This window comes from Fluviicola sp., assembly GCF_039596395.1.
GTDB lineage: Bacteria > Bacteroidota > Bacteroidia > Flavobacteriales_D > Crocinitomicaceae > Fluviicola.
In genome coordinates this window covers 1,453,561-1,480,101 of record NZ_JBCNJT010000001.1, presented here as the reverse complement: position 1 = coordinate 1,480,101, position 26,541 = coordinate 1,453,561, and the positions used below count along the sequence as shown (strand labels likewise).

The 26,541-nt window shown below is 42.2% G+C and carries 23 protein-coding genes and 1 tRNA gene; 10 read left to right on the top strand and 14 right to left on the bottom strand.

Annotation, left to right across the window (positions count from 1 at the left end):
• The first annotated feature begins 69 nt into the window (after positions 1–69).
• The 3 genes from ABDW02_RS06500 to yidC all read left to right on the top strand — a co-directional run bounded on the left by ABDW02_RS06500 (position 70) and on the right by yidC (position 4,976).
• Complete coding sequence (locus ABDW02_RS06500; RefSeq protein WP_343633308.1) at positions 70–978, top strand: polymorphic toxin type 23 domain-containing protein; 909 nt, start codon at positions 70–72, stop codon at positions 976–978.
• A 203-nt stretch (positions 979–1,181) separates the two neighbouring features.
• Positions 1,182–2,792: a CTP synthase gene (locus ABDW02_RS06495; protein WP_343633306.1), complete on the top strand. Its 1,611-nt coding sequence runs from the start codon at positions 1,182–1,184 to the stop codon at positions 2,790–2,792.
• A 231-nt stretch (positions 2,793–3,023) separates the two neighbouring features.
• Entirely contained in the window at positions 3,024–4,976 is a 1,953-nt protein-coding gene (gene yidC, locus ABDW02_RS06490) for a membrane protein insertase YidC (RefSeq protein ID WP_343633304.1), read from the top strand.
• Between the two features lie 117 nt (positions 4,977–5,093).
• Here yidC and ABDW02_RS06485 read toward each other — a convergent pair whose 3' ends face one another.
• The 3 genes from ABDW02_RS06485 to ABDW02_RS06475 form a co-directional block, all read right to left on the bottom strand.
• The gene (locus ABDW02_RS06485) at positions 5,094–6,278 is read right to left on the bottom strand and encodes a hypothetical protein (protein WP_343633302.1); all 1,185 of its coding nucleotides are present in this window, start codon (positions 6,276–6,278) and stop codon (positions 5,094–5,096) included.
• Positions 6,279–6,363: 85 nt separating this feature from the next.
• Complete coding sequence (locus tag ABDW02_RS06480; RefSeq protein WP_343633300.1) at positions 6,364–6,846, bottom strand: nuclear transport factor 2 family protein; 483 nt, start codon at positions 6,844–6,846, stop codon at positions 6,364–6,366.
• Between the two features lie 67 nt (positions 6,847–6,913).
• Entirely contained in the window at positions 6,914–8,488 is a 1,575-nt protein-coding gene (locus ABDW02_RS06475; protein ID WP_343633298.1) for a S8 family peptidase, read from the bottom strand.
• A gap of 171 nt (positions 8,489–8,659) precedes the next feature.
• Here ABDW02_RS06475 and ABDW02_RS06470 point away from each other — a divergent pair, with 171 nt between their 5' ends.
• From ABDW02_RS06470 to ABDW02_RS06460, 3 genes are all read left to right on the top strand, one after another.
• Entirely contained in the window at positions 8,660–11,176 is a 2,517-nt protein-coding gene (locus ABDW02_RS06470; RefSeq protein WP_343633296.1) for a S8/S53 family peptidase, read from the top strand.
• A gap of 37 nt (positions 11,177–11,213) precedes the next feature.
• Entirely contained in the window at positions 11,214–11,858 is a 645-nt protein-coding gene (locus ABDW02_RS06465; RefSeq protein ID WP_343633294.1) for a DUF5606 domain-containing protein, read from the top strand.
• A gap of 82 nt (positions 11,859–11,940) precedes the next feature.
• Positions 11,941–13,635: a M3 family oligoendopeptidase gene (locus ABDW02_RS06460; RefSeq protein ID WP_343633292.1), complete on the top strand. Its 1,695-nt coding sequence runs from the start codon at positions 11,941–11,943 to the stop codon at positions 13,633–13,635.
• A gap of 60 nt (positions 13,636–13,695) precedes the next feature.
• Here ABDW02_RS06460 and ABDW02_RS06455 read toward each other — a convergent pair whose 3' ends face one another.
• A complete protein-coding gene (locus ABDW02_RS06455) occupies positions 13,696–14,085 on the bottom strand; it encodes an START-like domain-containing protein (RefSeq protein ID WP_343633290.1) in 390 nt (129 codons plus the stop codon).
• Positions 14,086–14,147: 62 nt separating this feature from the next.
• Here ABDW02_RS06455 and ABDW02_RS06450 point away from each other — a divergent pair, with 62 nt between their 5' ends.
• The 3 genes from ABDW02_RS06450 (at position 14,148) to ABDW02_RS06440 (ending at position 16,279) form a co-directional block, all read left to right on the top strand.
• Positions 14,148–14,897: an isoprenylcysteine carboxylmethyltransferase family protein gene (locus ABDW02_RS06450; RefSeq protein ID WP_343633288.1), complete on the top strand. Its 750-nt coding sequence runs from the start codon at positions 14,148–14,150 to the stop codon at positions 14,895–14,897.
• 68 nt (positions 14,898–14,965) lie between these two features.
• Positions 14,966–15,039 (top strand) — tRNA-Met (locus ABDW02_RS06445).
• Positions 15,040–15,343: 304 nt separating this feature from the next.
• Positions 15,344–16,279 carry a hypothetical protein gene (locus ABDW02_RS06440; RefSeq protein ID WP_343633286.1) on the top strand — a complete coding sequence of 312 codons (936 nt, stop codon included), beginning with the start codon at positions 15,344–15,346 and terminating at the stop codon, positions 16,277–16,279.
• 120 nt (positions 16,280–16,399) lie between these two features.
• On the opposite strand, the gene ABDW02_RS06435 is transcribed toward ABDW02_RS06440, so the two are convergent.
• Complete coding sequence (locus ABDW02_RS06435) at positions 16,400–16,969, bottom strand: pentapeptide repeat-containing protein (protein ID WP_343633284.1); 570 nt, start codon at positions 16,967–16,969, stop codon at positions 16,400–16,402.
• 285 nt (positions 16,970–17,254) lie between these two features.
• On the opposite strand from ABDW02_RS06435, the gene ABDW02_RS06430 reads away from it, so the two are divergent.
• Positions 17,255–17,881: an NAD(P)H-dependent oxidoreductase gene (locus tag ABDW02_RS06430; protein ID WP_343633282.1), complete on the top strand. Its 627-nt coding sequence runs from the start codon at positions 17,255–17,257 to the stop codon at positions 17,879–17,881.
• Positions 17,882–17,991: 110 nt separating this feature from the next.
• On the opposite strand, the gene trxA is transcribed toward ABDW02_RS06430, so the two are convergent.
• The 9 genes from trxA to ABDW02_RS06385 form a co-directional block, all read right to left on the bottom strand.
• Positions 17,992–18,288, bottom strand: a complete 297-nt coding sequence (trxA, locus tag ABDW02_RS06425) for a thioredoxin (RefSeq protein WP_343633280.1) — start codon at positions 18,286–18,288, stop codon at positions 17,992–17,994.
• Between the two features lie 113 nt (positions 18,289–18,401).
• A complete protein-coding gene (locus tag ABDW02_RS06420) occupies positions 18,402–18,728 on the bottom strand; it encodes a VOC family protein (protein ID WP_343633278.1) in 327 nt (108 codons plus the stop codon).
• Between the two features lie 27 nt (positions 18,729–18,755).
• A complete protein-coding gene (locus ABDW02_RS06415; RefSeq protein ID WP_343633276.1) occupies positions 18,756–19,715 on the bottom strand; it encodes a hypothetical protein in 960 nt (319 codons plus the stop codon).
• Positions 19,716–19,750: 35 nt separating this feature from the next.
• Positions 19,751–20,236 (bottom strand): hypothetical protein, encoded by a 486-nt coding sequence (locus tag ABDW02_RS06410; RefSeq protein WP_343633274.1) that lies wholly within the window; start codon positions 20,234–20,236, stop codon positions 19,751–19,753.
• Between the two features lie 3 nt (positions 20,237–20,239).
• Positions 20,240–20,692, bottom strand: coding sequence for a DinB family protein (locus ABDW02_RS06405; protein WP_343633272.1), 453 nt, complete (start codon positions 20,690–20,692; stop codon positions 20,240–20,242).
• Between the two features lie 171 nt (positions 20,693–20,863).
• Positions 20,864–21,406: a hypothetical protein gene (locus ABDW02_RS06400; RefSeq protein ID WP_343633270.1), complete on the bottom strand. Its 543-nt coding sequence runs from the start codon at positions 21,404–21,406 to the stop codon at positions 20,864–20,866.
• A 68-nt stretch (positions 21,407–21,474) separates the two neighbouring features.
• The gene (locus tag ABDW02_RS06395; RefSeq protein WP_343633269.1) at positions 21,475–22,203 is read right to left on the bottom strand and encodes a hypothetical protein; all 729 of its coding nucleotides are present in this window, start codon (positions 22,201–22,203) and stop codon (positions 21,475–21,477) included.
• 105 nt (positions 22,204–22,308) lie between these two features.
• Positions 22,309–23,454 (bottom strand): N-acetyl-alpha-D-glucosaminyl L-malate synthase BshA, encoded by a 1,146-nt coding sequence (gene bshA / locus ABDW02_RS06390; protein WP_343633267.1) that lies wholly within the window; start codon positions 23,452–23,454, stop codon positions 22,309–22,311.
• Complete coding sequence (locus ABDW02_RS06385; protein ID WP_343633265.1) at positions 23,451–26,423, bottom strand: glycoside hydrolase family 3 N-terminal domain-containing protein; 2,973 nt, start codon at positions 26,421–26,423, stop codon at positions 23,451–23,453. The genes bshA and ABDW02_RS06385 overlap by 4 nt, the downstream gene beginning before the upstream one ends.
• Between the last annotated feature and the right edge of the window lie 118 nt (positions 26,424–26,541).

The following is a 26,541-nucleotide window of genomic DNA, read 5'->3' as shown; positions in this document are numbered from 1 at the left end:
TATGCGTTTGATTGGATGTATTTCGTGAAGACAAGCGATTTCGGTCTGAAAATTGTAAATTCGTTTTTCATGAATCGCTTCTTATTCCTGTTCTTCTTCTGGCTTCCGGTTGTGGTGTTCTGCCAAAATCGGTGGAAACCCGGTGCGGGAATAAAAGCAACGCTTCTGGTAACATTCGGTTCTCATCAAAATTCACTCGGAATCAAGCTGGATTCGTACCTCGGAAATGATTTCGTGCAACTAAATGCAGGAGTAACCAGCCGTTATTTCCTCACCAATCTGGGGAACCGCTCCGATTTCGGGGAACTGCGGTTGAGTGCCGGCGGAGTGCTGATGTTCGGAAAAGGAAAGAATCCCGTGAATATGGATTGGGACGGCCCGCTGCACCAGTCAAAGTCGGAATATTCCATCGGTTATGCACATTACTGGTACCTCGATCGGCGCGGAACTTCACAACGATCGGGAGCGTGGAACCTGGGAATTCAGCGGATTGATATTGTTATGGAAAACGATGTGTTCGGAGGCCAGGCAAAAGACCGGTTTCGTACAGGTGGTGTTATCGTTTCCTATCGCGATAGTTTGTACAAAGCAAGTATCGGCCTGACGATCTGGACCGGCGAAACTGCCGGAACAACCTGGGACCGAACGGCGCTTCCGGGAGCCCCGAACGGTTACAGGGATTTGACCTCCAAACCTTTCGGAAAGCTGAATCATGGAATTTTATACGGGGAATTGAAACATCGTTTCGTGGGAGTACAAACTGCGGGAGCGCGTTTAGGCTGGGATAGCGAACAAATCCGTCATGTCTTTCAGAATAAGCTCAGCCACGATTTGATCTTGTTTCCAAAGAAAATGGTTAGGAATACGCCGCATTACCCGCGTTTGGATGAATCCGGGAATAATGTTTTTACCCGAAAAGAAGCACGAAAACCACGGTTTTATTTTTCGACATTTTTGAATGACGGATTGCCGTATTAATTACAAAACCAAATATGCCTTCGACTCCGCTCAGTCGTCTTTGAATTTACCGGAAGACCGGTGAAAGGTGGCTGAGCGGAGCCGAAGTCCCGTTCACCGACAAATTCTACCATTCGCCTTTATTTCTCAAAAACCGATTCAAACATGCTCGTATATTCATTTATTTGATGTAATTTTGCGCCCCGTAGTTACAATTTTTATATATGTCCAATTCAACAAAATACGTATTTGTAACCGGGGGGGTAACATCATCCTTGGGTAAAGGAATTATCTCAGCTTCTTTGGCAAAATTGCTTCAGGCACGCGGTTACTCTACGACAATCCAAAAATTAGATCCATACATCAATATTGATCCGGGAACATTGAATCCTTATGAACATGGGGAGTGTTTCGTGACGGACGATGGTGCAGAAACAGATTTGGATTTGGGACATTACGAACGTTTCCTGAATGTTCCTACTTCTCAGGCAAACAACGTAACTACCGGAAGAATTTACCAAAGCGTAATCGAAAAAGAACGCAAAGGAGAATATTTGGGGAAAACGGTTCAGATTATTCCTCACATCACAGATGAAATCAAAGAACGCATTCAGATCCTTGGAAAAACAGGGAAATTTGACATCGTAATTACGGAGATCGGTGGAACGGTCGGTGATATCGAATCATTGCCTTTCGTGGAGGCTGTTCGCCAGATGATGTGGGAATTTGAAAGCGATTGTTTGGTGGTTCACCTGACATTGATTCCTTATTTATCCGCTGCTGGTGAATTAAAAACAAAACCGACACAACACTCCGTAAAGCAATTGCTTGAATTGGGAGTTCAGCCGGATATTTTATGCTGCAGAACAGAGCATGAACTGGATTTAACGATCCGTAAGAAAATTGCGAAGTTCTGTAACGTTAGTATGAATGCGGTAATTGAATCGCGTGATGCGGAATCCATTTACGACGTTCCTTTATTGATGCAGGCAGAAGAGTTGGATAAAGTAGTCCTGGAGAAATTGGGATTGCCTTCCAAAAATTCTCCGGAATTGTCCAAATGGAAAGAGTTCTTAACGCGTTTGAAAAACCCGATCCAGGAAGTAAATATCGGTTTGGTAGGGAAATATGTGGAATTGAAAGATTCCTACAAATCCATTTCTGAAGCATTTATTCATGGTGGAGTGGCGAACGAAGCTCGCGTAAACCTGAAATGGATTCATTCGGAATCATTGACCAAACAAAACATTGCATCCGAATTGGATGGTTTGGACGGGATTTTGGTTGCTCCGGGATTTGGTTCAAGAGGAATCAGCGGAAAGATCGAAGCCGTTCGCTATGCACGTGAGAACAAAGTTCCGTTCTTCGGAATTTGTCTGGGAATGCAGTGCGCAGTGATTGAATTTGCCCGTCACGTCCTGAAATACGAAGATGCGCATACAACGGAGATCGCCGAAGATTCCAAATACCCGGTAATTTCCATGATGGCTGAACAAAAAAGTATTTCCAACATGGGCGGAACCATGCGTTTAGGTTCGTACAAATGCCAGTTGAAACCGGATACACAAGTTGCTTCCGCATACAACACCGAATCTATCGAAGAGAGACACCGTCACCGTTATGAATTCAATAACGAATATTTGGAGGCTTTCGAAAAAGCGGGAATGATCGCTACGGGAAAAAACCCGGAAACAGGATTGGTGGAAGTGGTTGAAATCCCGGAACATCCTTGGTTCGTTGGTGCGCAATACCACCCGGAATACAAGAGTACCGTGGATAATCCGCACCCGTTATTTGTAGCGTTTGTAAAAGCGGCTATTGAGAATAAGAGATAAGCCCGGTGGGCTTATCGAAAAAGATATTCGCGGTAGCGAATAATGAGAAAATGGTAGTGCAGTCATGAGCACTTTATCGAAAAAGATATTCGCGGTAGCGAATAATGAGAAAACGGTAGTGCAGTCATGAGCATTTATCGAAAATACATCCGCGGTGGCGGATAACAAGATGTTAAACTGAAAAATAATTAATCGAACACTGGTCGATTAATTTAAAACAAATAAACACGAATGGATAGGAATACAGTTATTGGTCTTACGCTTATCGGTGCCTTATTGGTGGTGTTCACATACATGAGCCAGCCAAGTGAAAAAGAGGTTAAAGCCAAGCAAAAAGAGCAAAGAGAATTAGCAGAACAAGCAAAGAAAGATGCTGATTCTACAGAGAAGGCAAACAAGAACAAACCGGTTCTGGTTGCTAAGAAAGACAAAGATGGAAACCAGATCAAGGACGAAAAAGGAGGTTTGGTGTATGTCAATGAAAAGACAAAGAAAGATACGATCATTGCTGCTAAAGCAAAAGTTCCTTCGAATGTCCTGGTTAAAGGGGAAATCGTTCGGTTGGAGTCCGAAAAGCTGATCGTTGACCTTTCTACCAGAGGTGGAATTGTTTCTGCCGTGCAGTTGAAAGAATACGAATCGTACGTAAACTTCGCGAAAAAAGACAACAAGATTACACCGCTTTACCTGTTCAAAGACGGAGACCATACCAACCAATTGATCTTCAACATTGCAGGAAACAAATACGTAACAGGAAACAAGGAGTTTGAGATCGTTTCGAAATCAAAGACCAAAGTTGTTTTGAAACACGACGTTGCCGACGGATCGATCATTTATACGTACAACCTGAAAGGCGGATACGATGTAGGTTATACGATCGAAATGAAAGACCTGAACGGAAAAGTGTTGCCGAATTCGGTGATGCTTGACTGGCAAATGGAAATGCTTCGTTCAGAGCGTTTGCTTTCCGAGCAGCGTAAAGTTTCCACGATTTGTTACGAAGGAATGGATGGCAAGCTGGATTGGAACAGCGAAGTGGCAGAAAGCTACAAAGTAGCTGAAACCGATAAAAAATGGGTGGCTTACAAACAAAGCTACTTCTCCTCTATCCTGGATGCAGATAATGGATTCAAAGTAAAAGGAACGAAATTTACATCGACCAATTACAAAGAAGGTTCCGACCATTTCTTTACACACATTCGCAAATACCGTTCACGTTTGAACCTGGGAATGCAGTCCGTGAAAGACGGAAAAGCCAGTTTCTCCTGGTATTTCGGGCCAAACGATTACCATACGTTAGCTGCTTACGATAAAGATTACGACGATATCCTGAACTTAGGTTGGGGTGTTTTCCGATGGATCAACCTGTATGCAGTTCAGCCGGTGTTTACTTTCTTCCTGAATTTAGGTGTAAATGCAGGTTTGGCGATCTTATTGCTGACGATTATCCTGAAATTGGTGTTGATGCCGGTTCAGTGGAAGATGTTCGTCTCATCTGCCAAGATGCGTATTCTGAAACCGCAAATCGACGAGATCAATGCGAAGTATCCGAATAAGGAAGATGCTATGAAAAAGCAAATGGATATGATGGCGCTTTACCGTGCTTCGGGAGCTTCTCCCCTTGCCGGTTGTGTTCCGATGTTATTCCAGATGCCGATTTTGCTGGCAGTATTCCGTTTCTTCCCTGCAACTTTTGATCTGAGACAACGCGGATTCCTTTGGGCGGAAGATTTGTCTTCATTCGACTCGATCTGGGATTTCGGAACGTACATTCCGCTATATGGTAATCACATCTCTTTGTTTACCTTATTGATGGCGGTAACAACGCTGGCATATACGCATTTGAATTCGTCAAACATGACGCAGCAGCAACAGCCGGGAATGCCGAACATGAAAATCATTATGTACATGTTCCCGATTATGATGATCTTCTTCTTCAACAATTACTCTTCCGGTTTGAGTTATTATTACTTCATTTCTACGTTGATGACCATCATCCTGATGTTTGTGATCAAGCGTTTCTTCGTAGACGAAGAGAAATTGAAAGCGAAAATGGCTGAAGCGCAGGTGAATTCTGCTAAAAAAGGAGCAGCAGCCCCTAAAAAGAAATCGAGCTTCATGCAGCGTTTGGAAGATGCGCAAAAAGCTCAGTTGGAGCAAGCTAAGAATAGAAAGAAAAAATAAGAGAAAGCACTGCTTTCGATAAGACAAGCGTTAGCGCGGTCATAAGCATTGCTTTCAATAAAATGGGCCGTCCCGGATTATCCGGGACGGCCCTGCTTGTTTTATGTTACTACTATTTTAACGTCTTCCGCCTCCACCGCCAGGTCTGATCACCGGTCTGTTTACCGGAGCCTGTCTTACTGGAGCAGGTTGTGTTTGTCGTTGTGGCTGAGGATTTACCCGCTGCGGACTTCTTTCAATGGGTCTTGGCTGCGGTTCTATCCGTTGTGGTCTTTCTACAGGTCGCGGCTGCGGCGCTGTAGTTGGATTTCTTCTCGGAGGATCAATGGTTCTTTGATTCCCGTTATTTTCATTTCGTATCGTTCCGCCGTTGTTTCCGTTTTCACGCATCGGTCTCGGAGCATCCCTATTGATGGTCTGACGTTCCGGATTTGCTGTCGGACGAACCGGTTCTGCTTTGGTTCCGTTTACCCTTCCGTTTGTTGTTTGCGGTGTTCCGGTTTCTACACGTCCTTTGGACCCGTTAGCCGACTGATTGTAAACTGATCTTCCCCGGTATGCGGTACGCTGCGGTTCATATCTTTTTCGAACAGTGTTACTGTTGGAATGATTCGATACGTAAATAGCATGTGCTTGCGGAACGTGATAATACGGAGTGTATTGGCACCAACCGTGGTAGTAATACATTTGCTGGTAATAAACGGTGTAATAAACCGGTCTCCACGGATACCACCAGGAAGGATAATAGTCCCAGTAATACGGTGAATACCACGGATCGTAAAAAGGATCGTACATGTATTGCACACAAGGCCAATACCAAACATTGACGAAAACAACTACCGGCGCTGAAAGTGTTGCAGGACCGCTTGACCGTTTGATTTCCTTTTCATCAATCGGCTCCATGATGGTTTCTTCCCCGTAGATCGTTTCGTTCCCGATAATCTGAAGCTGCGCTTCCTTATCGGAGCGTTTCTCAATCGCAATGGCTGCGATATCCTGGTTTTCTTTTTTGTTGACAGGGATTTGGAGCAAAACGGCGTGGCTATTCCCATCTTTTTTATCGATGACACGGATGTAATCAATCTTGTTATCTCCGTCCAAATCCAGGTTGTTTACATGGTTCGCCTCTGTATTTAACTTCTTCTCGAAGTCTTCCAGGTTTTTGGATTCTTTAAAAAGGTTTAAGGCTCCCTGTAAATCGAAATTATCTCCCGGCATGCCGGTACTGTCACTTTCCTGAGCGAATGTGCTGAATGTTGGCCCGGCCAACATGATCAACCCCAAATAAACTAATCGTTTCATGACTTTGGTTTTCTTTAAGATACCAAAAACCGTACGAGGATTAATTTTATCTGAGCTAAAAAAAGTTAATGTAAGTATCTAATCTTTATTCCTTTATCAACTCACGGAGTCGAATAAAGTCTTGGATTTTATCGTTTTCGATCAGAACAGCCAGGTTGTACTGGCAGATCTTCCATTCTTTTCCTACTTTCATTAGCACACCGCTTCCCCGGCAATCTTTCATCCAGGTGCTGATCTTTTCATCAAACCAGGCAAATTTCCCGTCTTTGGAAATTTCAATGTGGCGTTCGATTTTCCGGAAATCCCAGCCTTTTCCTTTATCGAAATACGGTTTGCAGAATCTGCCGAATGCGTCTTTATCCCAACGTTCGCCCGGGTCTGTTCCCAGGTAGATGAAATTGTCGGACATAAACGCGAAGTAGTTGGCGTAGTTTGCCTGTGCCGCAGCCGAATGCCATTCGTCCATCAGGCGATCGATCGTTTCTTTCTCCGTCGGTTTCGGACCGGTGAAGCCTGTAAGGAAATAAAGCCCCATCAGTAAAACCGGAATGAATTTCAGTGTTTTCATAAGCGATAAAAAAAGCCGTCCAAACGCTTGTTCAGACGGCATAACTTATAATAATTGTGTAATCGAGTTACTTTTTAACTTTTGCCTGGCACATTTTCACAGCAGCAGAGATGTCAATAACTCCGCCCGTTGAAGAAAGTGTTCCGAAATCTACGGAAGAACCTGTTCCCGGTGCAGGGATCATTGTTCCTTTGTATTGTTTCGCTGAAGCCAGCATAATGTCTTTAATTTCCTTCATACTTAAAGAAGGGAAATAAGACTTCAGCAATGCAGCAACACCGGAAACCATCGGCGCAGCCATGGAAGTTCCCTGAAGGATTTTATAATCGCTTTGCGGAACGGTGTTGTAGATCTCAAATCCCGGAGCAAAGATATTTACCTGGCGGGAGCTGTAGTTGGAGAAATCAGCAGCCAAATGTTTTTTATCTCTCGTAGATGCTCCTACACAGATGTACATATCCAATGGCTTGGATTGGAATGAATATTCATTCGTTGGGAAATTCGGGTTCTCGTCTAAGTTCACCCCGTCGTTTCCTGCTGCGTGAACCAACAAAACTCCTTTTGAATCGGCATATGCCAATGCATCGTAAACTTCTTTCTGGTGCTTGGAATAAGCTTTACCGAATGACATGTTGATCACGGAAGCTCCGTTATCTACTGCATAGCGAATGGCCAAAGCCACATCTTTATCCTGCTCATCTCCATCCGGAACTGCGCGAACTGACATCAAACGAACATTTTCAGCAACACCGTCACCTCCCAGGTCATTGTGTCGTGTAGCACCGATGATACCCCCAACGTGTGTACCGTGCAAAGCATCCGGCCCTTCCACGTCGCTGTTTCCGTAATGAACATCACTGAAATCATCTGGGTTGTCACCGATAAACTCGCGGTCGTTGTATTCCATATTCAATTGGTAGTTAGCACTTCCGTTCAAATGCTGAATGCCTTCTTTAATAGCATCTTCAGACAACTGGCCGTTTGCAATGTACTTACCGATTTGCTTTAATTGCATATCCTGCGGAGATTCCGGTTTCCATGCATCTACGTCTTTCTCTGTAAAATTAGCACCTAATTTCTCGATCAGTTTTGCTTTCAAAGTCGGGAACATTTCTGCCAACTGCGTATATTGCTCCAAAGCTCCCAGGTTTTCCTGGCGCTCTGCTTCGATCTCTTTTAAAAGCTTCTGGTATTGAGCGTAATCTGCTTTATCTGCTGCGGCGATATCCGCTTCTGACTTATCTTTGAATTTTGCATGCAGTTCGGCACAGATACGTGTTTTTTCCAAACGTGCATAGTTCTGGTTCTGTCCGTTCGGGTTTCCAAGGAAATTCCATCCGTGAACGTCATCAATGTATCCGTTCTTATCATCGTCAATTCCGTTGTTCGGAATTTCATCTTCATTGGTCCAGATCTTTCCCTGTAAGTCTTTGTGCTCAATATCAATTCCTGAATCAATTACCGCTACAATAACGGTTGTAGATTGCTGCTTTTTCAACGCTGAATAAGCTTTTTCCGTATTCATCCCTGGAGTCGGGCCATTGTACCAGTTTTTAACTTCTTCTGATTTCTGACCGTAAATAAAGTTCATTACACCTACGGAGAACAGGGCCAATGACAATGTGAGGATTCTTTTCTTCATGACTATATAATTCTTTTTTTGAGAGGAATACAATTCCTTTTAAACAAATATCTTAATTTGCGAAAAGATATTCTGAGTATTCTTTATTAAAGGTTTAAAAATATGTTCATAGGAAAACTACTACGACAAGCGGTGAAAATAAATAAAATATTATTCATAGCAGGATTAATTTTGATTAATTCGGCACAAGGTTTTGCACAAACAGATAATTTCCGGTTTAAGAAATTAGTGGCCGAACAAGGGACTGTTCCTGCTGCCTTTGCTGTTACGAATACAGGTAACCTGGATGCTTTGCTGGCTGTGAAGGAAATTTCTGTGAAACAGGTCACCCGCGAATGGATTTATATTCAGGCAACGCCGGAATGGATCCGCCAGGCAATGGATTCCAAACTCATCAAATCCTTTTACCTGGAATTTTCCATGCCGAAACCGCTAAACGATTCCAGTTTGGTGAAGCATTATGTAAAACCCGTTCACCAGGGATTGGGAGGATTGCAAACATCCTTTAAAGGAAAAGATGTCATTGTGGCATTTGTGGATCAGGGATTGGATTACAATCACCCGGATTTCAGAGATGCAAACGGAAATACACGTGTACTTTATTATTGGGACCACACTTTACCGGTTGCTTCAAATACACCGCAGCCTTACGGATACGGGCAATTATGGACCGGAGCCCAGATCCAGGCCGGAACCTGCGGAAGTATGGAAGAATCTTCGGCTCACGGTACATCCGTTGCAGGAGCGGGTGTTTCCAACGGACTGGCAAGCGGACGGGAAACCGGAATGGCTCCCGAAGCAAAGATTATTGTTATTGAAACGAACTTTAATTTACCCAACTGGACCATGACCGTGGCAGATGCCTGTGATTTTGTATTCAAGACAGCAGACCAGCTTGGACTTCCTGCTGTAGTGAATCTATCGGTAGGAAGCTATTTGGGAAGTCATGACGGAACAGACCCAGCTGCAGTTTTGATGGATAATTTACTGGATGAAAAAAGCGGGCGAATCATTGTCTGTGCAGCCGGAAACTCGGGTTCCTGGGGAAAATACCACGTTCACGACGATATCGATGCGGACACTTCCTTCGTTTGGGTAAAACCGAATCCGGCAAGCCAGCTGGGAGCGAATACCGTTTACCTGGATTTATGGACAGACCTTTCGGATGCCGGATGGAACTATGCCTGGGCAGCAAACCAGGGAAGCGGAAGTTTCCAGCAGCGGGCTCAAACCATCTACCGGGCAGCAAATACCGGAATTGGAACAGTGATCCGCGACACCTTGTGGAATGGATCGAATCGCATTGCAACCATGGAAATTTACCCGGAAATTGTAGGTCCGAACCTGCATCTGGAGTTTTACCTCAATAACGTCGATTCTACCAGCTATTTATATGCACTGAAAACAACCGGTACAGGGAATTACGATGCATGGAGCGGTTCCGTTTCCATTTCCCTGAACGACATGCTGACAACGGGGCTTCCTTCAGCGGCGGTTTATCCGAATATTGTACATTATAATATGGCAGATACGTTGCAAACAATCGTTTCTTCCTGGAACTGTTCCCCGAAAGTGGTGACCGTGGGAAATATCCGCAACCGCTTCGGGCATTTGGACAAAAACGGGAACTACTACACTCCTGCTCCTTCCTACACGGCGGCAGTGGGTGAATTATCCCCGAATTCTTCGAAAGGGCCTACCAGACGCGGACACATCAAGCCGGATTTGGTGGCTTGCGGCGACGTGACTTTGAGTGCAGGTCCGTTTTGGTTGCTGAACGATCCGGGATGGAACGCTTCCATGTCTGATGACGGTTTGCACGTGCGTAACGGTGGAACTTCCATGGCTTCTCCGATGGTAGCGGGAATTGCGGCACTTTACCTGGAAAAATGTTCGAAAGGAAATTACCAGAGCTTCCTGGATGCGATTCATTCAACCGCATTTACCGATGCATTCACCGGAACCATTCCGAACAATGCTTATGGATATGGTAAAATTCACGCTTTAAATACGATGTTGCAATCAAACTTTACTACTACAATTACTGCAGATTCGCTGTTTTGTCCGGGAGACCTGGCTGTTTCAACGGCTTCTATTCCGGGATACTCGATTGAATGGATGAATGGAGATACCACTTTGAGTTCCGCCTTAACAGCTTCCGGAGATGTATATTTTATGGCTTACGATCAAAACGGATGTGTTTCCTACTCCGATACGCTTTCCGTTGTAGCCCTTTCTGCTCCACCCGCTCCGGTAGTTTATGTGAACGGAACTTTGCTTTCAACAGATCCTTACCCGAGCCTGCAGTGGTATGAAAACGGAGTTGCGATTCCCGGGGCGACAAACACCATTTATACAATCACTTTACCGACTTCTTCCAACTTCACGGTTTCCCGTACAAGCACCGACGGATGTGAAGTTTTTTCACAACCTTACAATCCTTCGTTAGGAATTGAAGAACTGGCGAATCAAATTCAGGTATACCCGAATCCTACAGCGGGTAACCTCACAATTGATGCAACTGTTCCCGTAACGGGATTGCAAGTGATTGATGTTCAGGGAAGAGTGGTAAAAACAATTTCTGAAGCAAAGCACGAAATTTCCATTTCGGAGTTGAAAAATGGAACATATTATTTAGTTATCCACACCGATGTTCAATACTTTCAGGTGAAAATTGTGAAGAATTAAAAAGAAGCCGTATTTTTGGCGCAAATAAATTAATCGAATGAATTTAACAGGTATCATTGCTATTTCAGGAAAACCAGGACTTTATAAAGTGTTGGCACAAGGTAAAAACAACATCATTGTAGAATCGCTGGAAGATAAAAAACGCGTTCCTGCGTATGCTTCAGACAGAATTTCCGCTTTGGATGACATTTCTATCTACACATACGATGATGACAAACCGTTGAAAGAAATCTTCACTTCGATTTTTGAAAAAGAGAAAGGAAAGGAAACCATTTCTCACAAAGAAGATCAAAATAAGTTGAAGGCTTATTTGATTGAAGTTCTTCCTAATTTCGACCAGGAGCGTGTTTATGCTTCCGATATCAAGAAAATCTTCCAGTGGTATAACTTGTTATTGAAAGCAGGTGCATTGGTACCTGAGGAAAAAGAAGAAGAAAAAGAAGCGGCTCCTGCAAAAGAGAAAAAAGCACCAAAAACAGCAGCTAAGAAAGAAGACGGAGAAGCTAAAGAAGCAAAAGAAGAAAAAGCACCTGCGAAAAAAGCTCCAGCCAAGAAAGCAGCCCCAAAAGCAGCAACTACTGCTAAAACTCCTGCTGCAAAGGCTCCGGCAAAAGCGTCTGCTAAAGCTACCAGCGCTAAAAAAGTGGCTGCGCCTAAAACAGGTTCTTCCAGAGGAAAGTAATTATTCCAAAATATTCACAAAAAGTAGGGACGCGAAGCTTCGTGTCCCTACTTTTTTTTATCCCTTTTTTTATTTTTGTGTTATGAGAAAATTTGTTTCAGCCGACTTCACCTGCGAAAGTTGGAAATCCGTAGAATCTTATCTTTTAGACCTTCAAAACAGGGATATATCTTCCAAAGAATCATTTAAGCGCTGGCTTTCCGACAAGAGCGAACTGGAAGCTGTACTGGAAGAAAATATGGCCTGGCGCTATATCAAAATGACGATCAATACGCTGGATGAAAAATTAACGGAATCGTACCAGTTTTTCGTGACTGAGATCCAGCCGAACCTGGCTCCTTTCGAGGATTCGTTGAACCAAAAAATGATGGCTTCTCCTTTTGTGAAGGAATTGGCCGAAGATAAAGCATATGCCATTTATTTCAGAGGAGTTCAGTCTGCACTGGAATTGTTCCGTGAAGAGAATATTGCATTGGAAACCGAATTGAGCACCTTGAGCCAGCAGTTTGGCGCTATTTCAGGTAAGCAGATGATTACTTACAAAGGGAAAGAATGGACCATGCCACAGGCAGCCAATTTCCTGAAAGATCCGGATGAAAGCGTCAGAAAAGAAGTTTATGAATTGATTTCAGCCCGCAGACTGCAGGACCGAGATGCATTGGATGATTTATTCAATCAGTTGATCCAATTACGGAACCAGGTTGCGAAGAATGCAGATTGCAAAGATTACCGCGAATACAAGTTCAAAGCATTGGGCCGGTTCGATTATACGGTGGAAGATTGTTTGGCTTTCCATGAAGCAATTGAGAAACTGATAGTTCCGATCGTAAGACAATTGAACCTGAAAAAGCTGGAGAAATTAGGCAAGTCCAAATTGAAGCCATGGGATTCGGAAGTAGATCCGGATGGATTGGCTCCTTTGAAACCGTTCCAAAACGGGGAAGAATTACTGGATAAATCCATTGCAGTTTTCCAAAAGCTGGATATTTATTTCGGAGATTGCCTGAAAACCATGAAAACGGGCGGGTTCCTGGACTTGGATTCGAAAGCCGGGAAAGCTCCGGGAGGATACAACTACCCGCTTTACGAATCCGGTATTCCGTTTATTTTCATGAATGCTGCCGGAGCGCAACGCGATTTAACAACGATGGTGCACGAAGGCGGGCACGCTGTTCATTCATTCCTGAGCCGCGACCTGGAATTGACCGGATTTAAATCCTTACCTTCTGAAGTAGCGGAATTGGCTTCCATGTCCATGGAATTACTGACCATGGAGTTGTGGAACGAATTCTACACCGATGAAAATGATTTGAGACGCGCCAAACTGGAGCAATTGGAATCGGTTGTGAAAGTATTGCCGTGGATTGCTACCATTGATGCTTTCCAGCATTGGATCTATACGCATCCGAACCATTCCACAGCAGAAAGAACGCAGGAATGGCTGAGATTGAGTAAGCGTTTCGGAACAGGGTTGGTTGATTACGACGGATACGAAGCTGTTCTGGAAAGTTCCTGGCAAAAACAGTTGCACTTGTTCGAAGTGCCGTTCTACTATATTGAATACGGAATTGCACAGTTGGGTGCTCTGGGTGTTTGGAGCAACTACAAGAAGAATCCGGCGAAAGCATTGACTGATTACAAGAACGCGCTTTCACTGGGATATACGAAATCCATTCCTGAAATTTACGAAACAGCCGGATTGAAATTTGATTTTTCACAGGCTGCACTGGAAGATATCAGTAAGAACCTGATGGATTCGATTAATGCATTGAATTAAAAGTCAAATAAAATAAAAAACAAAACGTAGGCGCGCGATTAATCGCGCGCCTACGTTTTGTTATGCTCCGATTACTCTGCGTAAATCACTGATTTGTGATTCCCAGAGACGGACAATCTCATCTTTTTCAGTGCGTTCTGCAAAATCGGAAACAGTAAGGATTACCACTTTCGTCATCGGATCAATGGTGTATTTCATTTCGAAGTACGTTTCGAGTTCGTCTTCTTCGTCATTCAGCCATTGCCATTTAATGGACTCCCCTGCTTTTTTGGAAATTAATCGCGCTTGTTCTTCACTCCCATCCCAATGGAAGGTGTACATATCGTCTTTTACAATAACATCATCGGCAAACCATTCGCTCAATCCGTCAGGTGTTGACAGTAATTTATCCAGCACCCGTGGTGAGGTTTTTAATACATATTCTAATTCGAATTGTTCCTTATTTGTCATAGTAGTTTAATAATGTTAACTTCGCGCCGAAAAATCATTTTCGAAATATACACATTTCTTTCATGGCGTTAGTACATTCATTTGAAAAAAACGGAAACAAGCTCTTCAAGTACAGAGGACAAATTCCAGTTATTTTATTCGTTTTAGCAGTTCCTGTAATTTATTTTACAGACGTTCAATGCATTATGGACGATGCGCGCTGGTATTACATTTGTACCGGAGCGGCTATTGCTATGTCAATCTTAGGACAGGTAATCCGCGCTATTGCTATCGGAACGAGTAATAAGAACACTTCCGGAAGAAATACACAGGAACAGGTTGCCGAGGCTTTGAATACAAAAGGAATCTACTCAACGGTTCGTCACCCGCTTTATCTGGGGAATTATTTCATGTGGATCGGGATCGTATGCTTCACATTCAATATTTACTTTATTATCATCGTGAGCTTGCTATTCTGGATCTATTACGAGCGTATCATGTTTGCAGAAGAACGTTTCCTGGAGCGTAAATTCGGTGAGAGCTATGTAAACTGGTCGAACTCCGTTCCGGCTTTCTGGCCAAGCATGAAGAATTACATCAAAGGAACTATTCCTTTTTCCATGAAAACCATCCTTCGCCGGGAATATTCAGGTATCTCTGCAACGGTATTGGGCTTTGTTTTTGTAGCCGGAATCCGTGAATATTTCATGACTAAGACCCTTGAAAACTGGCTTTGTTATGTTTATTGGATTGTTGGTGCATTGCTTTTTAGCTTGATTTTCAAGCTCCTAAAACATAACACAAAAGTTTTATACGAAGAAGACCGTTCATAGGCTTGCACAGATGAAAAAAGTAACTATCTTTGCACTCGCCTTTCAGGAATAGGCGCAAAAGAAAACCTGGCGAGATAGCTCAGTTGGTTAGAGCGCAGGATTCATAACCCTGAGGTCCCGAGTTCAACTCTCGGTCTCGCTACAAAAAGAAAAGGTGTAAACGCGGTAGTGTTTACACCTTTTTCTTTTCCCTCTTCTCTCACACTCAAACTCACTCTTGCCTCATCTTTTCTTTCAGTGTGAGAACTGAGATTTGAGAGTGATGTGCTATTAGTTAGTGGGCGGCCCGCTCTGAAATTTTTGTTTCCCCGCAGAGGGCACAGATTTCGCAGAAGATCATAATTGTTTGCTTTTGTTAATAATTACTGTTCTTTGTCACTTGTTACTGGTAAAATTGATCATTAAGTTTGTGGCACTAAATTCATTGAAAATCAGAAACTAATCAGATGGAGATAATCACGTTAATAATTACTGTACTACTTGGAATTCCTGGTGTTATTATTTTTGTTAGGAGTAAAAAAACTAAACTTTATTTCATAAAGGATAAGCAAATCAACCTTCAAGATGACTTACTTAAAAATTTTGAAAATCTTACAATTAAATACAATGATGTAGAGATAAATGATAAGATTACTTTTATAAAAGGACATGTGTTATGTCTTGGCAACAAAGATCTGACTGAAAAAGTAAATAAAATTGAGATTTCTGCTGATGAAATTATCTGGTTGGATTTTAAGATAACAAATACTAGTAAGGGCGTTGAAATTACAAGTACTATAAAAAAAGAAAAGGTAATACTTGAATTTGGATTATTAAAAGACAAAGAATGGGTTGAATTCGAGGGAATCATCAACAATAACAATTCTTTTGTTGGTCAAAAAAGAGATGACATTAAACTAAGTTTTTTCCATCGTATTCCTAACCTGCCAAAAATTACCGAATTTGATAAATCAAAGACAAAGGATATTATCAGCCGTTTAGTAATGGGATCATTTACTATGTTGTTTGGACTTTTTACATTTTATGACGGTCCCGAAATGACAGCATATAACTCAGAAATGTTTAATTCAAGAACTGGAAATAAAATTAGTAGTGTCGAAATTATTCACTCAGAATGCAATGACTCTATTCTTGAAAAACTTAATGATGATTATATAGGGTATAAGCTGTTCTTTTCAAAATCAAAAACATATAAGTTAGTTTGTAGAGATATTAAATCAAAAAAAGAAATACGAATTGATGTTTTTTATAGGCGAGTGTGGGATTCAGATCTGATTGATATGTTTTTTTCAATATTTCTCTTATTAGGAGGAACTTATTTTATTGTAAGTTCCTTCAGGCGATGGAATCAAAAGAGTTATTTTAAATATTTGAACAATTAGGTGTATTTGAAGCTAATAAAACTTACTCTATCTTCAAGACTTTAATTTATTCATAAAAATGAATATCTGCGAACCTCTCTGTGTCCTCTGTGGGAGAAAGAATAATGAATGAAATCTGAGTCAATCTTTCACTACCAAATCATATTTCGTAAGCAATCCCAGTAATCCATTGGAAGAGAAAATCGCCTTCTTCAACCTGTTGCGCTCCGGATTGATCTCAAAATTGATTGCCGAACTGAAATCTGCTTTATCCAGGATGCTGCGGTCGAAAATGCTTCTGGTAAGATCACAATTCCGGAATACGGCTTGTGTCAGATCTGCTTCCGAAAAATCAACTTCTTTGATCACGCAGTTGGTAAACTGGGTGCTTTTCATCTTCCGGGAATGAAAAGTGGCGTAATCCAGGCTGCAGTCTGTGAATTTCACGGAGAATAAAAAGTCGTTGCAGGCACTGAAATCTACTCCTACGATCTTGCAATCCTTGAAATGAATGTCTTTGATCCCGGAATGTTTCAAAATGGTTAGGGAGAAATTACAGCTTACAAATTCACAGTCAATGAAATCAATACTGCTGAAGTTGCTTTTGGTGAAATCACAATCCACAAACCGGCAATTGCTGAACTCGTTGTTGATCAGCTGTTTGTTCGCGTAATTAACTTTATTGAATGTTTTTCCTTCGTGGAGTTTCATGTTTTGGATATTAGCACATTAAGACTGCAAGATTTCAAGACTTGGATTTTCCCGCAATTCCAGGTCTTTATTCTTTCAAATTTAAGCAATGAAACCGAATCGGATGGATACTTTACATTTGTTTCGATTCTATTTAGCCTAAAACAAATCCTGCTTCGATATTTCAAATTCGCAAATTTGCCATATTACAAACAAGGTGGTTTACCCGTGGAAACTAGTTTCGTTTAGTATATCGATATCTTTTTGAAACTATTCGATTGTACCTTTGCCTCAAAACACAGAAAGATGAATTTAATAGACACATTAAACTGGCGATACGCCGTAAAACGCATGACATCTGAGAAAGTATCAGACGAGAAAGTAACAGAGATCCTGGAAGCAATCAATTTAACAGCAACTTCTGCAGGAATGCAGCCTTTCAGAGTATTGGTTGTTTCCAATCCGGAGATCAAGGAAAAATTACAGGCGGCATCATTTAACCCGCAGGTGAAGGAATCTTCTCACCTATTGGTTTTTGCTTCCTATACACACGTTTCACAAACTCACGTAGACGAATATATTGAACTGGTTGCAAAAACTCGTGGCATTCCGGTAGAAAGCTTAAACGACTTTAAAGAGAAATTGTCAGGATTTGCAAGCATGCCGGAAGAATTTGTAAAGAACTGGGCAGCAAGACAGGCTTACATTGCCTTGGGAACTGCTATTGTTGCGGCTGCAAACCTGAAAGTGGATTCTACACCGATGGAAGGTTTTGACAATGCTGCTTTCGATGAAATTTTGGGATTGAAAGAAAAAGGACTTCAGTCTGCTGTGATCCTTGCTTTGGGATACAGGGATGAAGAAGCGGATTTCCTTGCAAAAGCGAAGAAAGTACGTGTTCCTTTGGACGAATTGACTATTACTTTAAACTAGCCTGCAATAACCAACTCAACTCAAAGAAAAGAGTCCGTTGCGGCACGGCGGGCTCTTTTTTTTCGAATACTTGACGTAATATTTACGTCAAATAGAAATGCATTTTTTGCTTATTGATGCTGTTTGATGATTTGTGCCAATTGGCCTGCCTGCATCACGCCTGATTGTCTCCACACTACTTTCCCATTTTTAAACAAGATCAAAGTCGGAACACTCCTCACCTGGTATTTTTCGGCAGCGTGCGGATTTTTATCCACATCTACTTTCAGCACGGAAGCTGAATTCCCGACTTTGGATTTCAGGTCATCCAGGATTGGCTGCATGGTTTTACAAGGGCCGCACCAGGTTGCAAAGAAGTCGACCAGAACGGGTTTTTCGGAGTTGATGATTTCAGAAAAAGATGCCATAATAAATCAATTATTCCCGCCTGTTCAACGGACAGGAAATTAAGTGACTCAAAGTTAAGGATCACTGTTTAGTTTTCCCGGCGGATTGTGGTAAATGATGTTAATGATCCGGTTTATTTCTGATGGAGGCATAAACTGTTTCCGTCCGGATCTTTCAGCCATGCAAATTTCCCCCAGGGAGTTTCATGCATTTGTTCAACCAGTATGTTTTCTTCCTTCAAGGCTTCCATCTTTGCAGTGATATCTTCTGTTTCGATGATAATTCCATGAAATTTCGCCAATGAGATCGTTACATTCTGACCGGGTAATCCCATTTGAATCCAGGTTTCACCATGCTCTGCAGGAGCTTCCATCAATAATTCAAATCCCAGCTTCAAATAAAATGCTTTTGCTTTTTGCTGGTCGGCAACGGGAATCATAATGATTTCAACAGCTTTCATAATTCTTATCAGTTCAGTACTAATTGGTTAATTCTTTTCAGAGTTGGTTTTAATGTGCTCCAGGACTCTGTTATGAATCGAATGAACAATGTAATTACTCCACATTCTCCAATAAAATTCCGGTTTTATCCGGTGGTAATACCACGTTGTTCCTTCCAGGCGCGTTTTTCCATTCGGAAGAGGAATTAACCGGAATTGTCCCTTTTTGGAAACAAAATAATCGTGCAGGTGAGGCGCATCAATGTCCCAAAAACTAATTTCCTTCATAGGTTCGGGCTGTTCAAGCACGTCGAAAGACAGGAGTTTTGGTTGATCCCAAACAGTAATCGGTTCCACAAAGCTTCCGGTCGTGAAATTACAATAACGAATAGCTCCTACCCCGTTTCCATGAATCTTTGCATTGATTGGATAAGCAATCCCGGTTTTGAAAATGAATTCAGTAGGCTCGTTTAATTGCGGAAATTCCACAACATTTTTCCAAACTACCGAAGGATTGGCATCAATGTCTATACTCGTCGTTACAGAAGTAACGGATGGCCTGGAATCTTTTTCTACAAAGCTGAAAATGGGAATAATGAATAACAAGGTAATGAGTGTAGGAGTTCCGCTGTTTGGTTTCCGCTTGATTATCTCATATCCGATAACAGATCCGAGCCAAACTACGATTAATCCCAAAGGAAGAGCCATAATGATGCAAATGACTCCTTCTATAGCCAGGAAAACCAGTGTTAAACAGTAAAATAAAAGCGTTAAGGCAGCAACATTGAAGGCTTGTGCCCTGGTAATGGATTTCTTTTTACCATAAATGATTACGGGGCAAATTCCCATGAAAAGAGGAGTGATTACGAATAAGGCAAATCCATAATCTCCCCACCAATAAATGCACATGACGGTAAATAATAAGGAAATAACAAGCGTAAAAGCAATTGCGATGAATTTCCTTTTTCGATCATTTTCAGGTGTAAACCAGGCTAATAATTTATTCATGGAACAAATTTAACTGTTATCCAATAAGTTGCCTGTTAAAAATCCGGAGCCACATGTGTTTTCTGATAACGCGCAAAAATGACACGGTCTGTTTTAGGATCACGGCATTCCCAAACTTCTGTTCCGTTTCCATAAACCTTTGTTTCATCTACGATTACTACGTTTTTCAATTTCTTTTTGGAAACAGTGGGCAGAATAAGCATTTGTCCGTCTGTAGCACATTCCTTTAACTGTGCCCAAAGAAGGTCTTGCTGGTCCGATTTAAACGCAGAAAACGGGTTTTCCAGGCTGATTGAATCGAGGTTTTGAGCGTACTCATCAAAAAGTCCGATCAAGAGTTCGTTCTGGATGTTGAGAAATTCCGGTTTACTCACATATACGGAATATTCCGGGCTGTAAAAATGGACGAAACCCTGTTCCCGCCATTCCAGTTTGACGATGGTTTCTTTTCTTGTTTGACTGAATAGTGAGGACGATGTAAACACCATCAAGACTAAAAAAAGGGTAGCGCTCTTTTTCATAACTTAACTATTAAATTGTCTTAAATGATGATCGGTGTGTTTGTAGGCCAATAAACCAATTTGCTCTTCGGTCATTTTTCCAAAGAAATCATGAATAAATGCCGGATTCGAATAAGTTTCATAAGATCGGATCAGCTGAACCCAGTATGCTTTCTTTTCCTGGATATCTCCGCTTGTTTCTTTGATTTTGAAGGGTTCTGAGGTCGGAACTCCTTTATCGATCGGCTTGTCGTCGCGGATCATGCGTCTCAATCCCATTTTACCGAAGATCTTGCCGATAAAAACCTGTTTGTAAACCGGATTGTTCTTTCCCTGCATCCATTCTTCCCACGTGGTGCAATGAGTTAGCATTTGGTAAAGATTCATTTTCCCCCATTGAGCCTGCGCATTATCTGGAATGGCGTGAATGCGGTCAATCAACTCATTGCGAGTTGACTCATCAAAAATAGTCTTCATAAGCATGTAATGAAGGTAGTACTTATAATGACCGAAAACAAGAAAAAATGCAGTAAAAATACCGTGAAGGCCGGTTAAGAAAAAAAGGTAACAATGTATTCACAATCCGGAAACCTGTTTATCCTTTTTGATTTCGATCGGTAAAGCATGCCTTTCTGCAACCAATATCAGTTATTCGGGCATCAGGTGATGATCTTTCACTTCCAAATGAGGCTCCACTTTCCAAAACAGGTTCCAGTGCTTATTGGTTCCCTGCAAATGCTCTGTTTGCTCGAAAATTCCCCGGCGATCATTGTAAAAGTAACGGGTTCCCCACATATTGGAAAACTCCAGTTTCCACTCGCAGCGATGGCTAGAAAGGATTTTCATTCCGTAATTGAACCCTCCGAAAACGGCGGTCCGCATCATGGTTGTCGATACAAAAACCTGGTCCAGGTCTTTGGGAGTGGTGTGGTTATGCCTGTAATAATCAAATACTTCCGCTACAATGATCTTAGCCTGTCTTTTGGTAGAATAATCTTCCAGTAACAAAAACAGTGAAATGCACGAAAGAGCAGCAATGATGGGAGAAAACCGGACTTTTTTACGGGTGATTTCCCAAATAAACAAGCCTGCAGAAAGCGAAATCAGTACTAATCCCAGTGAAGGATTGTAGTAGTAAATAATCAGTGAAACGATGAAGAAGACAATATTTTGTCGGACCAGATATCTCATAGTAAGTCAGTTTTCGTGAGTGGCAGAGATACCCAAGTTATCGAATTAATTATTGGAAAACAAAAAAATTACCAGGAAGGTTCAGAAATGTAACTATAGTGTGCTTTTGTCTTTTCCAAAACGGTTCCGGTCTCTGAATCGACAATCAGCATATTTAAATCATAATCACCAGTATAGTCAGATGTTTTGTGAATGTTGGTCTTTTCTGTTTTTAGCTGAATCAGCATATACACGAACCGTTTATATGTTGGATCATATTCCAGATCGATTTCTCCGAGCGGAATAATGTAATCCTTTTCTTTTTCCAACACCTGATCTGATATCTGGTTCCATGGAAGGATGTTCTGGATACGCTCTTTTTTGATCTTGAAAAGGTCTTCCGATGCATCCTTTACTTGCATTAAGCTGTCCAGATAAAAATAGAGGTGATAATCAATTGTAGGATTGACACTGAAGGTGATGAAGAATTCATATTTCAATTGCTTTTTTTGCATCCGCTTTCGGTTGCTTTCACTAGTGTATGGATTTGCCTGAAAGTATTCCCTGCAGGAATAATAGCTTGCTGCGGAATCCATCCGGAATGACAGATGTTTATTACAATAATCCAGGACATTTTCTTTTGCAGCTAAAAAACGTATGGAGTTGGTGTCAATCATTTTACTATCCACAGGATTAAACAAATTGCCTTCGGCGATTTCATCATTGATGTAAAAATGATCGACCGACTTACTTGTTTGTGAATAGCTGTTCAGGGCTGAGAAAATGGATAATAAAGCTGTGGCAAAGGTCTGTTTCATCATTCGTATAATTGGGTTTCGTTTTTGAAAAGTATGAAAACCAAATAAATGAAACAAAAATCGCCGGTAATTTTCCGGCGATCGATCTCTTTTCTATTGAAAAAACTAAGCTTTGATGGTATCCGGATGTCCTTTTAATACCGATTCGTACAATTCTTCATACAACGGAAGGACTTCCGACAATTCGAAGCGTTTCGCCTGTTCCAGTGCATTTTTCCGGAAAATCTGATGTGTTTCTTTATTTTCCAGGATGCGAATAGCATTTTGTGCCATCGATTCCACATCGCCCACATCGGATGTGAACCCGGAATAGCCGTCGATGTTTACTTCCGGAATTCCACCGGTATTGGATGAAACCACCGGAACTCCTTCTGCCATGGCTTCCAAAGCTGCCAAACCGAAGCTTTCCGTTTCGGATGGTAACAGGAATAAATCACTCAACTCTAGGATCGGGCCTGTTTCGCGCACTTTCCCGATGAAAAGGATTTTGTTGCAAATTCCAAGGTCGCGGGCCAAACGCTCTACAATGGCGCGGTCTGGGCCATCTCCTGCCAACAATAATTTAGCCGGAAGTTTTTCCTGTACTTTTTCAAAGATGCGAACCACGTCTGTAATGCGTTTCACTGGTCGGAAATTTGAAATGTGACACAGGATCAATTCTTCGTCTTTGGCATAATGCCGGCGTTTTTCCATATTAATCACCGGTAATTCTGCTTTCGGTTGAATGAAATTCGGGATTACGTGAATTTCGCGCCTGGTCTCGAAATGTGTATATGTATCTTTCTTTAAGCTCTCCGAAACGGCTGTCACGGCGTCTGATGCATTGATACAAAAGGAAATAACCGGTTCGAATGAAGGGTCTTTTCCGACTAGTGTAATATCTGTTCCGTGAAGTGTCGTGATAAACGGAATGTTGATTCCCTGTGCTTTCAGGATTTGTTGTGCCATAAAAGCCGCAGATGCATGCGGAATGGCGTAATGCACGTGCAACAGGTCCAAACCTTCGTATTTTACAACGTCCACTACTTTACTGGCCAATTCTGTTTCGTAAGGCTGGTACTCAAAAAGTGGGTAATCCGAAAGCTGTACTTCGTGGTAAAAAATATTCTCACGAAAACTTCCCAAACGAACAGGCTGGGAATACGTGATAAAATGGACCAAATGCCCTTTTTGAGCTAAGGCTTTTCCAAGTTCTGTGGCTACCACTCCACTCCCTCCGAATGTGGGATATAGTACAATTCCGATTTTCATTTGTTGTCTGTCTTTTTCCGGCGTGCTTCAAAAAGTGCTTCGTAGATTACTCGCTGGATCTCTGTGCGCACGCTCATCTTTGTAATTTTCCAATTGTCTGCATCCGGGTAAACGCGGTTCGATAAAAACACGAAGTTTACCTTGTTTTCAGGGTCTGCCCAGGTAATCGTTCCTGTAAATCCGGAATGCCCGAATGTGGACGGCGATACCAGGTCACAGGTCGGACCGTTTTTAATGCTTACGGTCGGCTTGTCGAAACCAATTCCCCTTCTGTTTCCGGGGCAAAATTGGCACGCTGTAAACTGATCTACAATTTCTTTTTTAATGATCGATTGGTCTCCTATCTGGCCTTTATTCAATAAGAACTGCATCAAAGCTGCCAGGTCTGTTGCGTTGGAGAATAATCCCGCGTGGCCGGCAACTCCGCCCATCATGGCTGCGCCCGGATCATGTACGTATCCGTGGATCAGTTGCTTACGGAATTCTTTATCGTATTCCGTAGGAACAATGCGTTTCTTGTTGAATTTCTTCAACGGTAAATACGTCATAGTTTGTAATCCCAAAGGCTGATAAATCTCTTTATCTACAAATTCATTCTGCCCCATTCCACTTGTCTTCTCAATGTATTTATTGAAGAAGTAGTAGCTCAGATCCGAATATTCATACGATTTCTTTCCTGTCAGCGGCGTTTCAACAATGATTTTCAGCATCGTTTTCCAGTAATCGTCTTTGATGAAAATGTTGTCTGCAACGGCTCTGTTGTAAACTCCTTTGTCTTCTTTTTGATAAATCGACGGATTTAATTCCCCGTTTTCCATGGTGCGCTTGTAGAAGGCGATCCACGGAGTCAAACCTGCCTGGTGCGTCAATAGGTCGATTGCTTTCAAATCTGCATAAGGCGTATCTTTTACGTATTCCGGGACCAATTCGTTCAGGTCCGTTTTCTCATCAAACTTGTTCAGGGTTTTCAAACGCATCAAAGCAGTTGTCGAAGAAGCGATTTTGGTAATGGATGCAATGTCGTAAATATGATCGTTGGTAATGCTGTCACCATTCTCATAGATGGTTGTTCCATAGGATTTTTGAATGACAATTTTTCCGTCGATAGCCACAACGATCTGGCAACCCGGAAATGCTTTCGCTTCAATGGCTTTTGCCACGATATCGTCTACTTCTTTCAGTTTGTCGGGATTCAGGCCCAATTCTTCCGGTTGGGAATATTTCAACCGGCCGTTATTCTTCACCTGGATACCAAACCCGGATTTCCATTGGGTGTTGATGTCTGTTGCCAGTTTTCCTTCGATATCGAATGCTCCCATGATTGCTTGTGCGGTTCGCTCCTGCGCTGCTGCTGTATTTTCATAACCGCATAACACCGATTTTACAGTTTTAGGAAATTCGGTTTCATTCTGAAGTGTCAGGGGATTTCCGAATAACACCAGGGTTGCTTTTGCCTGTTCAGGAAGCAGATCCAATACTTGTTTCCAGGGACCAAAACCGTAATTGTTACGTGCGCGCTGTGCATCGGAGTGAAAATCCAGGATGTATTCTGCATTCGGATCGAGTTTGATGGTCTTCAATCGTTTAACAGCTTCTTCTGCTGTAAAGTATTTGTAATGAGTGATTTTAGCATAATCATTTAAACGATCTCTGAAAGCAGAAGTATGTGTGCCCACCGCAATGCGAATGATCGGTTTATCTACCCGGTCAACCGGCAAATGGTCTTCTTCGTTTTTGATACAAAGCAAGGCTTTTTCGTAGGTTTGGTTGATGATCAGTTTGCGTTCAGGTGCAGGATCCCTGCGTTTGATCATCGGTTTGTGAACGATTGCTTCGTATTTGGCTTTCAGGATGCGTTTGCAATGTTCATTGACAGTTTCTTTGCTCAATTCACCGCTTTCCACTTTGCTGTAGATCAGGTTGATGGCGTCCGAAACATTTTCAGGGAACAACAAAATGTCACAACCTGCCAAATAGGCTTTTGCAACCACTTCGGATTTTCCGTATTTCTCGGAAACTGCTTTCATATTCAATGCATCGGAAATTACCAGGCCTTTAAAACCGAGTTTTTTGCGCAGATAAGTTTCGATAACAACTTTGGATAAACTGCTGGGTGTTCCGCTTGGGTCCAGCGATGGAACATTCAAATGTGCTACCATCACGGAGCGGGTCCCTGCTTCAATTCCGCTTTTGAACGGCAGGAAATCTTTCGATTCGAATTCGTTTACGCTGTGTGAAACGGAAGGAAGTTCTTTGTGGGAATCTTTGTCCGTATCGCCATGTCCTGGAAAATGCTTCACGCAGGAAATAACTCCTGCATTTTCAATTCCTTTGACCATTGCTGCTGTTTGTCTGGCAACTTGCTGTGGATTCGAGCCAAATGCCCTGAAACCAATTACCGGGTTTTGCGGGTTCAGGTTCACGTCTGCAACCGGTGAGAAATTCATGTGGATTCCAAGCATGTCGCATTCAACTCCCATGTGGTATCCGATTTTTTCTATCAGTTCAAGGTCATTTGCCGCTCCGATCGTTTGCTGGTAAGGAAAACGCGGTTCTCCGGAAAGGCGCATTGCCACACCCCATTCGGCATCCATCCCGATTAACAGAGGAAGTGCCGCGCTGGATTGCATTTGCTGAATGGCTTCCTGCAGGTTGTCGCGCTCGCCCTGGAAAAAGATCAAACCACCGATTTTCTGCTCGCGGACCAGCATTTCTGTTTCTGCCAAATGTTCTTTTCCTTTGTTCGACCAGCAAGCCACCATGAAGGATTGCGCAATGCGTTCTTTCGTGGAAAGTTTGGCCAATTCGGCTGAGATCCATTGGTCTTCATCTTTATCAGTGGTCAGGCTTTTAGACTGTTTTTTCAACGGTTTGTGAGCCGGAGTCTTTAAAAGTGCCGAAGTGATCAATCCCGATCCGATAACCAGGATCAGAATAAAAGAAGCTTTGCGGAATGTCTTTTTGTTCATAGAACAAAATTACGTAAAAATGTAGGTCTGCCATTTACCCGAATCGGTAGGGATATAAAATTTTACGTCCCTACCGGTAATTAACTGACAGCCTGTCAGCCTTTGAAAAATGGAACAG

Bases quoted from the DNA above. Each gene is read 5' to 3' on its own strand.
- ABDW02_RS06500 (WP_343633308.1), top strand. From the start codon at position 70: ATGAATCGCTTCTTATTCCTGTTCTTCTTCTGGCTTCCGGTTGTGGTG.
- ABDW02_RS06495 (WP_343633306.1), top strand. From the start codon at position 1,182: ATGTCCAATTCAACAAAATACGTATTTGTAACCGGGGGGGTAACATCA.
- yidC (WP_343633304.1), top strand. From the start codon at position 3,024: ATGGATAGGAATACAGTTATTGGTCTTACGCTTATCGGTGCCTTATTG.
- ABDW02_RS06485 (WP_343633302.1), bottom strand. From the start codon at position 6,278: ATGAAACGATTAGTTTATTTGGGGTTGATCATGTTGGCCGGGCCAACA.
- ABDW02_RS06480 (WP_343633300.1), bottom strand. From the start codon at position 6,846: ATGAAAACACTGAAATTCATTCCGGTTTTACTGATGGGGCTTTATTTC.
- ABDW02_RS06475 (WP_343633298.1), bottom strand. From the start codon at position 8,488: ATGAAGAAAAGAATCCTCACATTGTCATTGGCCCTGTTCTCCGTAGGT.
- ABDW02_RS06465 (WP_343633294.1), top strand. From the start codon at position 11,214: ATGAATTTAACAGGTATCATTGCTATTTCAGGAAAACCAGGACTTTAT.
- ABDW02_RS06460 (WP_343633292.1), top strand. From the start codon at position 11,941: ATGAGAAAATTTGTTTCAGCCGACTTCACCTGCGAAAGTTGGAAATCC.
- ABDW02_RS06455 (WP_343633290.1), bottom strand. From the start codon at position 14,085: ATGACAAATAAGGAACAATTCGAATTAGAATATGTATTAAAAACCTCA.
- ABDW02_RS06450 (WP_343633288.1), top strand. From the start codon at position 14,148: ATGGCGTTAGTACATTCATTTGAAAAAAACGGAAACAAGCTCTTCAAG.
- ABDW02_RS06440 (WP_343633286.1), top strand. From the start codon at position 15,344: ATGGAGATAATCACGTTAATAATTACTGTACTACTTGGAATTCCTGGT.
- ABDW02_RS06435 (WP_343633284.1), bottom strand. From the start codon at position 16,969: ATGAAACTCCACGAAGGAAAAACATTCAATAAAGTTAATTACGCGAAC.
- ABDW02_RS06430 (WP_343633282.1), top strand. From the start codon at position 17,255: ATGAATTTAATAGACACATTAAACTGGCGATACGCCGTAAAACGCATG.
- trxA (WP_343633280.1), bottom strand. From the start codon at position 18,288: ATGGCATCTTTTTCTGAAATCATCAACTCCGAAAAACCCGTTCTGGTC.
- ABDW02_RS06420 (WP_343633278.1), bottom strand. From the start codon at position 18,728: ATGAAAGCTGTTGAAATCATTATGATTCCCGTTGCCGACCAGCAAAAA.
- ABDW02_RS06415 (WP_343633276.1), bottom strand. From the start codon at position 19,715: ATGAATAAATTATTAGCCTGGTTTACACCTGAAAATGATCGAAAAAGG.
- ABDW02_RS06410 (WP_343633274.1), bottom strand. From the start codon at position 20,236: ATGAAAAAGAGCGCTACCCTTTTTTTAGTCTTGATGGTGTTTACATCG.
- ABDW02_RS06405 (WP_343633272.1), bottom strand. From the start codon at position 20,692: ATGAAGACTATTTTTGATGAGTCAACTCGCAATGAGTTGATTGACCGC.
- ABDW02_RS06400 (WP_343633270.1), bottom strand. From the start codon at position 21,406: ATGAGATATCTGGTCCGACAAAATATTGTCTTCTTCATCGTTTCACTG.
- ABDW02_RS06395 (WP_343633269.1), bottom strand. From the start codon at position 22,203: ATGAAACAGACCTTTGCCACAGCTTTATTATCCATTTTCTCAGCCCTG.
- bshA (WP_343633267.1), bottom strand. From the start codon at position 23,454: ATGAAAATCGGAATTGTACTATATCCCACATTCGGAGGGAGTGGAGTG.
- ABDW02_RS06385 (WP_343633265.1), bottom strand. From the start codon at position 26,423: ATGAACAAAAAGACATTCCGCAAAGCTTCTTTTATTCTGATCCTGGTT.